Raw genomic sequence first — 10,428 nt, forward strand, 5'->3', positions numbered from 1 at the left:
GGGGCCGGCCGGGTTCCCTTGCGCCGCGGCCGCCCCGCGGTCAATCGGCAGGGCCGGCACCTTCCGGGTCGCGATATTCGTGCAGCCGCCCGCGCCAGTCGCGGATCGCATAGCGGCCGGGCGCGGTCGCCTGGACATGGTCCGGCCCCAGCGGCACCTTGCCATGCCCGCCCGGCAGGTCCAGCACATAGGTCGGAAGGCATGTCCCCGACAGCCGCCCGCGCAGGGCCGCCATGATCGCCTGCCCCTCGGCGATGGAGGTGCGGAAATGGCCGGTGCCGCGCGCCAGGTCGCAATGATGCAGGTAATAGGGCTTGACCCGGTTGCGGATCAGCGCCCGGAACAGCTCGGCCAGGATGTCGGGATCGGCATTCACCCCCCGGAGCAGCACGGTCTGCGACAACAGCGGAACGCCCGCATCGGCCAGCCGCGCCAGCGCGGCGCTGGCGGCCTCGGTCAGTTCCTGCGCGTGATTGGTGTGGATCACCACCCAGACCGCCAGCCGCGCCGGCCGCAGCGCCGCCAGCATGGCCGCGTCGATGCGGCCGGGGGCGACCACCGGCACGCGGGTATGGAAGCGGACGACGTCGACATGGGCGATCGCCTCCAGCCGCGCCATCAGCGCCGAGATGCGGCGCGCCGACAGCACCATCGGGTCGCCGCCGGTCAGGATCACCTCGCGGATCGCGGGGGTGCGGGCGACATAGTCCAGCGCGGCGGCCAGGTCGGGCTCGGGCAGGCTGCCTTCCTCGCCCACCACCTCGCGGCGAAAGCAGAAGCGGCAATAGACCTCGCAGGTCTTGGTGACATGCAGGATCACCCGGTCGGGATAGCGATGGGTCAGGCCGGGGGTCGGGCTGAAACAGGCGTCGCCGATGGGGTCGGCCAGTTCCTCGGGGCGGATCTGCAATTCGCGCGCATCGGGCAGGAATTGCGCGGCGACGCCGTCGCCGGGCGCGCGCATGGCCTGGCGCATGGCGGCGGGGATGCGGATGCGGAACTCGGCCGCGACCGCGTCCAGCGCCTCGGCCTGCGCGGCATCGGCCAGGCCGGCCTCGACCAGGGCGGGAACGGTGGTGATCGGGCGCTGGGACAAGGCGGCCTCTTGCGGCGAAAGGGAAGGGCGGTTTATCGACCCGCCGGCCGGTCTTGGCAAGGGCTCAGCCCCGTGCCGCCGCCTCCAGCGCGGCGATGTCGAGCTTGACCATCGTCAGCATGGCCGCGGTGACGCGGCGGCCGACCTGGGGGTCGGGGTCCGCCATCAACTCGCCCAGCCGTTTCGGGACGACCTGCCAGCACAGGCCCCAGCGGTCGCGCAGCCAGCCGCATTGCTCGGCCGTGCCGCCTTCCGGCAGCGCGTCCCACAGCCGGTCGATCCCAGCCTGGTCGTCGCATTCGACCATGACCGAGAAGCTGTGGTTGAACGGGTCGAGCGGCCCGGCCTCGATCGCCATGGAGCGCTGGTCGCCCAGGGTAAAGCCCGCCAGCCCGATGCTGCCGTCGGGCCCCGAGGGCGTGTCGCCCGGAACGGTCGAGAGCCAGTCCAGCGACGAGCCGGGGATCAGCGCACAGTAAAAGCGCACCGCCGCCTCCATGTCGCGTTCGAACCAGAGATGCTGGGTGACTTTCATCGCGGTTCCCCCTTATTTCAGGGCAGCACCAGGCTGCGGTCGTCCTTGAGCGTCTTCAGCACGATCTCGGAACGCACCTGGGCCACCTGCGGTTGCGGCAGCAGGTGGCGGTGGATGAAATCCGAAAATGCCTCCAGATCGCGCAGCCGCACGTCCAGGATGTAATCGGCATCGCCCGAAACCGAAAAGGCCGAGCGGATCTGCGGATGCGCGGCGACGAAACGGGCGAAATCGTCCTCCTTCCCCTGGCCGTGGCTGCGCAGGTTCACGCGGATGATGGCGCGCAGCCCGAAGCCCAGCTTCTGCGGGTTCAGCCGGGCGGCATAGCCCTCGATCACCCCGGCCTCTTCCAGCGCCGCACGCCTGCGCGAGCATTGCGAGGGCGACAGGTTCACCAGCTCGGCCAGCGCCGCATTGGTCATCGCCCCGTCGCGCTGCAGGGCGTCGAGAATGGCGATGTCGAATCCATCCATGCGCATTTCTTGCATCGATCCGCCCCATCATGCGCGTTTCATGCCTTTGCGTCCCGATCATGGCACAGTTTGCGCCCGGCTTGCATCGCATTCGCGCGATCATGGTTTCAGGACACGCGAACAGAGGAGGAGACGCCATGGGACCGTTCCCGCATGACGCCCCGAAAGCCACCATCAGCGCCGAAAACCCCGCCGGCACCGACGGGTTCGAGTTCGTCGAATTCGCCCATCCGCAGCCCGAGACCCTGGACCGCATCTTTCGCCAGATGGGCTTCGTCCCGGTGGCGCGGCACAGGCGCAAGGACATCACGCTGTATCGCCAGGGCGACATCAACTACCTGCTGAACGCCGAGCCCGACAGCCATGCCGCGGGCTTCGTGCGCCAGCACGGCCCCTGCGCCCCGGCCATGGCCTGGCGCGTGGTCGATGCGCAGCACGCGCTGCGGCGCGCGCTGGAGCTGGGCGCCAGGGAATATGCCGGTGGCGGCAAATCCATCGACGCGCCGGCGGTCCATGGCATCGGCGGCTCGCTGCTGTATTTCATCGACCGCTACGGCGATGCCGGCAGCGCCTATGCCGCCGAATACGACTGGCTGGCCGAGCCAGATCCGCGCCCCGAGGGCTTCGGCTTCTACTACCTCGACCACCTGACGCATAACGTGGTGCGCGGGAACATGGACAGCTGGTACAAGTTCTATCACGACACGTTCAATTTCCGCGAAATCCGGTTCTTCGACATCAAGGGCAAGCAGACCGGGCTGGTCAGCCGGGCGCTGACCTCGCCCGACGGCAAGATCCGCATCCCGATCAACGAATCGACCGACGATCACAGCCAGATCGAGGAATACCTGCGCGCCTACAAGGGCGAGGGCATCCAGCACATCGCCATCGCCACCGAGGACATCTATGCCGCCACCGACCGCATCGCCGAGGCCGGGATGAAGTTCATGCCCGGCCCGCCCGACACCTATTACGAAATGTCGCACAACCGGGTGAAGGGCCACCGGGAGCCGGTCGAGCGCATGAAGCGGCACGGCATCCTGATCGACGGCGAAGGCGTCGTCGGCGGCGGCATGACGCGGGTGCTGCTGCAGGTCTTCTCGAGAACCGTGATCGGGCCGATCTTCTTCGAGTTCATCCAGCGCAAGGGCGATGACGGCTTCGGCGAGGGCAATTTCCGCGCCCTGTTCGAATCGATCGAAGAGGATCAGATCCGGCGCGGCGTACTGAAGATCGACGCGGCCGAGTGACGGGCCGGCGCGCCGCCCTGCATGGCAGGGTTGTCGCCGGCGCCGCACATTGCTGGTGCGGGACCAGGACGCCGCCGCAAGCGGATGCGGCGGCGTCCTGCCGGGTTGCGCCCCGGCCGATCGGGAAGTGCTGGCCGACCGGAAGGGGCTGGCCGATCAGAAGGTGAAGTCGCCCAGGTCGAGCTGCGCCTTCTGCATGTCCTGGATGGTGACGATGGTATCGGCGGACAGCCGCAGCACCAGGTCGTCGCCGACCTGCTGGGCGTTGCTGATGACCGCCTGCACCTGCGCCCGGCTGAAATCGTCGAAGTCGAGCCGGTCCATGCCGTTCTGGAAATCGGTGATGGTGTCGCGGCCGTCGCCGCGCTCGAACTCGAAGACATCGGCGCCGGTGCCGCCGGTCAGGATGTCGTTGCCGCGCCCGCCCTCCAGCCGGTCGCGGCCCTCGCCGCCGTCCAGCCGGTCGTTGCCCGAACCGCCGTCCAACTCGTCATTGCCCAGCCCGCCGAACAGCAGGTCGTTGCCGGCCCCGCCCTCGACCTCGTCATGGCCTGAGCCGGCATAAAGCGTATCGGCACCGGCGCCGCCTTCCAGTTCGTCGTTGCCGCTGCCGCCATGCAGGACGTCGTTGCCGTTGCCGCCCTCCAACTCGTCGTTGCCGTTGCCGCCGTGCAGGACGTCATTGCCATTGCCGCCCTCCAGCTCGTCATGGCCCTCGCCGCCGTTCAGCGTGTCGTTGCCGTCGCCGCCGTGCAGCTTGTCGTTGCCGCCAAAGCCGAACAGCCGGTCATGGCCGCCCATTCCCGACAGCCAGTCTCCGAATGGCGTGCCGTTCAGCGTTTCGGCGAAGCTCGTCCCGTTCTTGCGCAGCATCTCTTGGTCCTTTCATGGTAAGGCGGCGGTTGCCCGTCCGCGGGATAACGCGCCCGCAATGCCACAGGCTTGCTGACAGCCCTCTGATCCCGCCTGTCAGGCTGTTGTCAGAAAACCCCCGCCTGGGCGGAAAGCCGCCGGGCCGGGCTGTTGCCGTTTCGGCACGCCGCGCACGGCGGCAGGGCCCGCGCCGATTTTGTCAGCCGCCTGTCAGTTCCCGGACGCTAATAGGGGCGGCATGAGACTGCTTGCCCTTCTTGTCCTTCTGTCGCTGCTGCCGCCGTTGCTCGCCGCGGGTCAGGCCATTGCCGAGCCGGATTTCGAACAGGCGCGCGAGGCCGTCGAACGCGGCCGGATCCTGCCCCTTGCCGAGGTGCTGGCGCGGCTGCACGAATCCCAGCCCGGACGGGTGATCGAGGTGGACCTGGACGAGGAGGACGGCATGATGATCTATGAGGTCGAGCTGGCGACCCCGGACGGCCGCCTGATCGAGGTCGAGATCGACGCGGCCTCGGGACGGATCCTGGCCCTGGACGAGGATGACGAGGACTGATGCGCGCCCTGATCGTCGAGGATGAGCCCCGGATCGCCGCCGATCTGGAACGGGCGCTGAAGGCGGCGGGCTTTCTGGTCGAGACGGTCGGCGACGGCGAGACCGCCTGGTTCCGCGGCGGCACCGAGCAATACGACCTGATCGTGCTGGACCTGAACCTGCCGCGGCTGGACGGGCTGACCGTGCTGAAGCGCTGGCGCGCCGAGGGCTGCGAAAGCCCGGTGCTGATCCTGACCGCGCGCGGCGCCTGGACCGAGCGGGTCGAGGGCATCGACGCCGGCGCCGACGACTACCTGCCCAAGCCCTTTCGCATGGAGGAACTGATCGCCCGCGCCCGCGCGCTGGTACGCCGTGCCGGCGGGCGCGGCAATGCGACGCAGCAGGTCGGGCGGCTGACCGTGGATCTCAATCGCATGACCGCCGCCATCGATGGCATCCCGATGCCGCTCACGCCGCTGGAGTTCCGCCTGGTCGCCTATCTGGCGCTGAACCGCGACCGCATCGTGGCGCCGACAGAATTGCTGGAGCATCTTTATGGCGACGACGATTCGCGCGAGCTGAACGCCGTCGAGGCCATCGTCACCCGCCTGCGCCGCAAGCTGGGGCCGGGGGTGATCGGCACCCGCCGCGGCTTCGGCTATCACCTGGAGGCCGGCCCCCCGGCCGGCCCGGCCCAGGTCGGGGCGTGATCCGCTCGATCCGCTGGCGGCTGGTGCTGGCCGGGGGGCTGGCCATCGCGCTGGCGCTGGCGCTGTCGGGCATGGGGCTGGCGGTGCTGTTCGAACGCCATGTCGAGCGCGTCGCCGTGGCCGATCTGCAGGCCCGCGCCCTGGCGCTGGCCGCCATGGTGCAGCCCGAGGCCGAGACCGGCGCCCGCCTGCGCGCGCCCCCCGACGACCCGCTTTATGACCAGCCCTTTTCTGGCCATTACTGGCAGGTGATGCTGGGCAGCGAGCTGCGCCGGTCGCGCTCGCTCTGGGACTACACCCTGCCCAGCGACCAGCCGGCGCCGGCGCCGGGCGAAACCGCGGTGCGCACGCTCCCAGGCCCGCGCGGCGAGCCGCTGCTGGCGGTCGAGCAAAGCCTGGTGGCCGGCCGGGAAGCGGTGCCGCTGCGCATCATCCTGGCCTCGGACCGCGACGAGCTGGCTCTGGCGCGGCGCGGCTTCCTGGGCGATCTCTTGCCCTATCTCGGCCTGCTGGGCGCCATGCTGCTGCTGGCCAGCTGGGTGCAGATCACCGTCGGCCTGCGTCCGCTGCGCCAGGTCGGCGCCAGGGTGGCGGCGCTGGTCTCGGGCGGCAGGCCGCGCATCGGCCAGGATCTGCCGACCGAGGTGATCCCGCTGGCCACCCAGATCGACGAGCTGCTGGACGCGCGCGACCGGGAACTCGGCCGGGCCCGCCATCGCGCGGCCAACCTGGCGCATGGGCTCAAGACCCCGCTCCAGGCGCTGCTGGGCGATGCCGCTGAGCTTGAAGCCAGGGGCGAGGTCGAGATCGCCCGCAATATCGAAGCCGTCGCCCAGCAGATGCGCCGCCATGTCGATCGCGAACTGGCCCGCGCCCGCCTGCAATCCGGCCGCGATGCGCAAAGCGCCGAGCCCGGCCGGATCACCACCCGGCTGATCGGCGTGCTGCGTCGCACGCCGCTGGGCGCCGGCATCGACTGGCGGCTTTCGGCGCCCCCCGGCCTCGCGGCCCGCATCGGTCCCGACGAACTGACCGAGGCCCTCGGCGCGCTGCTGGAAAACGCCATGCGCCATGCGCGGGGCACGGTTCGCATCTCGGCCCGCCGCAAGGACGGCCGCATCCTCATCGCCATCCAGGACGACGGTCCCGGCGTTCCCGAGGCCGAGCTGGAGCGGCTTACCCAGCGCGGCCTCAGCCTCGATCCCAGCGGCGAGGGGCAGGGTATCGGCCTGGCCGTGGTCGCCGACATCGTCGATGCCGCGCAGGGGGAATTGCGGCTGCGCAACGCCCATCCCGGCTTCCTGGCCGAATTGCATCTCGAGGCAGCGCCGCCCGCTTTCCAGGGCGCGGCACCTTCACCGTTTCCCAAATCCCCATGAGGCAAGCGCGCCCGCGGCGCTGATCTTGCCGGGTGGATGCGTTCAGGGCAGCGTGACCGCCAGGTTGTCGATCAGCCGCACCCCGTCGAGCCAGGCCGCGACCAGCAGCCGCGCCGGCCGGCCCGGCTGCGGTTCGCCCAGGGTCTCGCCGTCGCGCAGCGCCAGATATTCCACGGGCGCGAAACCCGCCGCCTCCAGCCCGGCCTGCGCCGCGGCCAGCGTGGCCTCCGCAGGCTCGCCGGCCTCGATCCGGGCGACCGCCTCGAACAGCGCCTGCGGCAGGGTCGCGGCACGCGCCCGGCCCTCGGCCGTCAGGCGCTGGTTGCGCGAGGACAACGCCAGCCCGTCCCCGGCCCGCACGCAGGGGCAGGGCACGATCTCGACCGGCAGTTTCAGGTCCTGCACCAGCCGGCGCACCAGCTGCAGCTGCTGCCAGTCCTTTTCCCCGAAAAACGCCCGGTCGGCCTGGGTCATGTTGAGCAGAAGCGTCACCACCGTGGCCACGCCGTCGAAATGGCCCGGACGATGCGCCCCTTCCAGCGGCGCCGTCACCCCCGAGACCGAGATCACCGTTGCATGGTCCGGCGGATAGACCTCGTCGCCATCGGGCACGAAAAGCGCATCCACCCCCAGGGGGCCCAGCAGCTCGGCATCGGCATGTTCGGTGCGGGGATAGCGGGCGAAATCCTCGGCATTGTTGAACTGGCGCGGGTTGACGAACAGGGTCACGATCACCCGGTCGCAACTGGCCTTGGCGGCGCGGACCAGGCTCAGGTGCCCCTCGTGCAGCGCGCCCATGGTCGGCACCACGCCGATGCTTTCGCCGCGGGATTTCCAGCCGCGCACCAGCGCGCGCAATTCGGCCAGCGGCCGGACGATGGGCGCGCTCATGCGGGCTTGCCCTCGGCAAAGCCATGTTCGGGGCCGGGAAAGCGGCGGGCGCGAACCTCGGCGGCATAGGCCGCGATGGCGGCATCGGCATCCTGACCCAGCTCGGCATAGCGCTTGACGAATTTCGGCCGGAAATCGGAAAACAGCCCCAGCATGTCGTCGACCACCAGCACCTGCCCGTCGCAATCCAGGCCCGCGCCGATGCCGATGGTGGGCACGGCGATTTCTTGCGTGATGCGCGCCCCCAGCGCCGCGGGCAGCTTTTCCAGCACCACGGCAAAGGCGCCGGCGTCCGTCAGCGCCGCGGCATCCAGGGCGATGCGGTCGGCCTCGTCCCGGCCGCGGCCCTGCACCTTGTAGCCGCCCAGCACATTGACCGATTGCGGCGTCAGCCCGACATGGCCCATCACCGGGATGCCGCGCGCGACCAGGAAGGCCACCGTCTCGGCCATGTGGCGCCCGCCTTCCAGCTTGACCGCCTGGCAGCCGGTCTCGGCCATCAGCCGCGCGGCGTTGCGGAAGGCCTGCTCGGGCCCTTCCTCATAGCTGCCGAAGGGCATGTCCACCACCAGGCAGGCGCGCGCGCAACCCCGCGCCACCGCCTTGCCGTGCAGGATCATCATCTCCATGCTGACGCCGATGGTCGAGGGCAGGCCGTGCAGCACCATGCCCAGGCTGTCGCCGACCAGGGCGATGTCGCAATGCGCATCGACCAGCCGGGCCATCGGCGTGGTATAGGCGGTCAGGCAGACCACCGGCTCGCCGCCCTTGCGGGCGCGGATGTCTCCGGGGCCAAGCTGGCTCTTGCGATCGGGGGTCGCGCTCATCTCTCTCTCCCTTGTCCAGGGCCTTGGCGGCCGCTGCCCGAATATTGGATTCGCGCCGCCATGTCTCGCAATAAAATGATGCAGATGCAGCATTCCCGCGCAGGAAAAGAAGCCGGCCGGTGGCGGCGACAGACCGCCCCTGGAATTTCAAAAGCAAATACAACATGTTGAAATTCACCCCGCCCCAAGGGCCGCCCCGCGGCCGACAAGGCCGTGGCCGCCCCCTGCGCGCGTCCGGCGCCTTCCAGGCCCTGCCTGACTAATGCCGGGCGGCTGCCGCCCCCGCGCGCGCGGGCTTCTCCGCTAGACCGCACATTCCGCGCGCACACGATGCCTGCCTCCCCCGCGCGCGCGGGCTTCCCGAAGGCCCGCCGTCGTAAGCGCCGCCCAGAGCGCTGCCGCGCGCGCGGGCTTCCCGTCGCGCTCGAGCATGAAATGCACCGACACCCTCCACCCCCGCGCGCGCCTCGGCTTCTTCGTTCCCCAAATACTCATGCGGCCGCGCCACCCTCGGCAAGGCCCGCCCGCATGGGCCCGGCCGGCCCGATCCGCCCCGGCCTGCGGCTTGACATGCCGGGGGCCGGGGCCTAGTGCCGGACTTGGCTCCCTGCGGGGCCTGACCAACCAGCGCCGCGCCGAATGCGGCCGTTTCCTCGGGATCGAGACATGACGCTGAACGCTGCCATCCTTGGGGCCTCGGGCTATACGGGTGCCGAACTCGTCCGCATCCTCGCCACCCATCCCCGGATCGAGGTCGCCGCGCTGTCTGCCGACCGCAAGGCAGGGCAGGGCTATGACGAGGTCTTCCCGCACCTGCGCCACCTCAAGCTGCCGGCGCTGGTCAGGATGGAAGAGATCGACTTCTCGGCCATCGACCTGGTGTTCTGCGCGCTGCCACATGGCCTCAGCCAGCCGCTGGTCGCAGCATTGCCGCAGAACGTGAAGATCGTCGACCTGGGCGCCGATTTCCGGCTGCGCGACCCGGCGGATTACAAGAAATGGTATGGGCTCGACCATGCCGCGCCCGAGATCCAGCCCGAGGCGGTCTATGGGCTGACCGAGTTCTATCGCGACCAGATCCGCGACGCGCGGCTGGTCGCCGGCACCGGCTGCAACGCCGCCACCGTGCAATTCGCGCTGCGGCCGCTGATCGGCTCGGGGCTGATCGACCTCGACGACATCATCTGCGACCTCAAGAACGGGATTTCCGGGGCGGGCCGCTCGCTCAAGGAAAACATGCTCTTCGCCGAACGCTCCGAGGATGTGGCGGGCTATTCCCAGGGCGGCAAGCATCGTCACCTGGGCGAGTTCGACCAGGAGTTCTCGGCCCTGGCCGGTCGTCCGGTGCGCATTCAGTTCACCCCGCACCTGGTGCCGGTGAACCGCGGCATCCTGGCCTCCTGCTATCTCAAGGGCGAGCCGCAGGCGGTCCATGCCGCGCTGGCCGAGGCCTATGCCGACGAGCCCTTCATCGTCGTGCTGCCCTATGGGCAACTGCCGGCGATGGCGCATGTGCAGGGCTCGAACTTCTGCCATATCGGGGTGACGGGCGACCGGATCTCGGGGCGGACGCTGGTCGTCTCGACGCTGGACAACCTGTGCAAGGGCTCCTCGGGGCAGGCGGTGCAGAACGCCAACCTGATGCTGGGCCTGCCGGAAACCGAAGGGCTGATGCTGGCGCCGATCTTCCCCTGACCGGAACCGCAAGGCGAGGTTGCGCGTCTTGTCTGGGATAGGGGCGGCGTTTCGCCGCCCTGAAGGAGGAAAGCAAGATGCGTAGCCTGATTGCGACCGCCGTTTCCGCCATGCTGCTTGCGCTGGCCGGCTGCGGCGACAATCCCACCGAACGCGCCGCCACGGGC

11 protein-coding genes are annotated in these 10,428 nt (G+C 69.7%); 5 read left to right on the forward strand and 6 right to left on the reverse strand.

Going from position 1 to position 10,428, the window contains the following annotated elements; genetic code table 11:
* Window positions 1-40 precede the first annotated feature (40 nt).
* From IT40_RS01725 to IT40_RS01735, 3 genes are all read right to left on the reverse strand, one after another.
* A complete protein-coding gene (locus IT40_RS01725; protein WP_036749690.1) occupies window positions 41-1,096 on the reverse strand; it encodes a lysine-2,3-aminomutase-like protein in 1,056 nt (351 codons plus the stop codon).
* A gap of 64 nt (window positions 1,097-1,160) precedes the next feature.
* The gene (locus tag IT40_RS01730; protein WP_036749693.1) at window positions 1,161-1,631 is read right to left on the reverse strand and encodes a VOC family protein; all 471 of its coding nucleotides are present in this window, start codon (window positions 1,629-1,631) and stop codon (window positions 1,161-1,163) included.
* A gap of 17 nt (window positions 1,632-1,648) precedes the next feature.
* A complete protein-coding gene (locus IT40_RS01735) occupies window positions 1,649-2,104 on the reverse strand; it encodes an Lrp/AsnC family transcriptional regulator (protein ID WP_240540449.1) in 456 nt (151 codons plus the stop codon).
* A gap of 137 nt (window positions 2,105-2,241) precedes the next feature.
* On the opposite strand from IT40_RS01735, the gene hppD reads away from it, so the two are divergent.
* Complete coding sequence (gene hppD, locus IT40_RS01740) at window positions 2,242-3,354, forward strand: 4-hydroxyphenylpyruvate dioxygenase (protein WP_036749698.1); 1,113 nt, start codon at window positions 2,242-2,244, stop codon at window positions 3,352-3,354.
* A gap of 156 nt (window positions 3,355-3,510) precedes the next feature.
* Here hppD and IT40_RS01745 read toward each other — a convergent pair whose 3' ends face one another.
* Complete coding sequence (locus IT40_RS01745; RefSeq protein ID WP_084196777.1) at window positions 3,511-4,227, reverse strand: calcium-binding protein; 717 nt, start codon at window positions 4,225-4,227, stop codon at window positions 3,511-3,513.
* A 238-nt stretch (window positions 4,228-4,465) separates the two neighbouring features.
* Here IT40_RS01745 and IT40_RS01750 point away from each other — a divergent pair, with 238 nt between their 5' ends.
* The 3 genes from IT40_RS01750 to IT40_RS01760 are packed head-to-tail and all read left to right on the forward strand — an operon-like array spanning window position 4,466 to window position 6,848.
* Window positions 4,466-4,780: a PepSY domain-containing protein gene (locus IT40_RS01750; protein WP_036749700.1), complete on the forward strand. Its 315-nt coding sequence runs from the start codon at window positions 4,466-4,468 to the stop codon at window positions 4,778-4,780.
* Complete coding sequence (locus IT40_RS01755; RefSeq protein WP_036749703.1) at window positions 4,780-5,469, forward strand: response regulator transcription factor; 690 nt, start codon at window positions 4,780-4,782, stop codon at window positions 5,467-5,469. Before IT40_RS01750 ends, IT40_RS01755 begins: the two co-directional genes overlap by 1 nt.
* Complete coding sequence (locus tag IT40_RS01760; protein ID WP_036749706.1) at window positions 5,466-6,848, forward strand: sensor histidine kinase; 1,383 nt, start codon at window positions 5,466-5,468, stop codon at window positions 6,846-6,848. The genes IT40_RS01755 and IT40_RS01760 overlap by 4 nt, the downstream gene beginning before the upstream one ends.
* A gap of 42 nt (window positions 6,849-6,890) precedes the next feature.
* On the opposite strand, the gene panC is transcribed toward IT40_RS01760, so the two are convergent.
* Together panC and panB are read right to left on the reverse strand one after the other, a co-directional pair.
* On the reverse strand, window positions 6,891-7,739 hold the full coding sequence (panC, locus tag IT40_RS01765; RefSeq protein WP_036749709.1) for a pantoate--beta-alanine ligase: 849 nt from the start codon (window positions 7,737-7,739) through the stop codon (window positions 6,891-6,893).
* Window positions 7,736-8,566 carry a 3-methyl-2-oxobutanoate hydroxymethyltransferase gene (gene panB / locus IT40_RS01770; protein WP_036749711.1) on the reverse strand — a complete coding sequence of 277 codons (831 nt, stop codon included), beginning with the start codon at window positions 8,564-8,566 and terminating at the stop codon, window positions 7,736-7,738. Before panB ends, panC begins: the two co-directional genes overlap by 4 nt.
* 666 nt (window positions 8,567-9,232) lie before the next feature.
* Between panB and argC the strand changes: the two genes are divergently transcribed.
* Window positions 9,233-10,261: an N-acetyl-gamma-glutamyl-phosphate reductase gene (gene argC / locus IT40_RS01775; protein WP_036749714.1), complete on the forward strand. Its 1,029-nt coding sequence runs from the start codon at window positions 9,233-9,235 to the stop codon at window positions 10,259-10,261.
* Window positions 10,262-10,428: the final 167 nt, after the last annotated feature.

This window comes from Paracoccus versutus, from assembly GCF_000763885.1.
Classification (GTDB): domain Bacteria; phylum Pseudomonadota; class Alphaproteobacteria; order Rhodobacterales; family Rhodobacteraceae; genus Paracoccus; species Paracoccus versutus.

What these genes read in the sequence shown, in the direction of transcription:
- argC (WP_036749714.1), top strand. Translation starts at nt 9,233, where the DNA reads ATGACGCTGAACGCTGCCATCCTTGGGGCCTCGGGCTATACGGGTGCC.
- IT40_RS01735 (WP_240540449.1), bottom strand. Translation starts at nt 2,104, where the DNA reads ATGGATGGATTCGACATCGCCATTCTCGACGCCCTGCAGCGCGACGGG.
- hppD (WP_036749698.1), top strand. Translation starts at nt 2,242, where the DNA reads ATGGGACCGTTCCCGCATGACGCCCCGAAAGCCACCATCAGCGCCGAA.
- IT40_RS01730 (WP_036749693.1), bottom strand. Translation starts at nt 1,631, where the DNA reads ATGAAAGTCACCCAGCATCTCTGGTTCGAACGCGACATGGAGGCGGCG.
- panC (WP_036749709.1), bottom strand. Translation starts at nt 7,739, where the DNA reads ATGAGCGCGCCCATCGTCCGGCCGCTGGCCGAATTGCGCGCGCTGGTG.
- panB (WP_036749711.1), bottom strand. Translation starts at nt 8,566, where the DNA reads ATGAGCGCGACCCCCGATCGCAAGAGCCAGCTTGGCCCCGGAGACATC.
- IT40_RS01755 (WP_036749703.1), top strand. Translation starts at nt 4,780, where the DNA reads ATGCGCGCCCTGATCGTCGAGGATGAGCCCCGGATCGCCGCCGATCTG.
- IT40_RS01745 (WP_084196777.1), bottom strand. Translation starts at nt 4,227, where the DNA reads ATGCTGCGCAAGAACGGGACGAGCTTCGCCGAAACGCTGAACGGCACG.
- IT40_RS01750 (WP_036749700.1), top strand. Translation starts at nt 4,466, where the DNA reads ATGAGACTGCTTGCCCTTCTTGTCCTTCTGTCGCTGCTGCCGCCGTTG.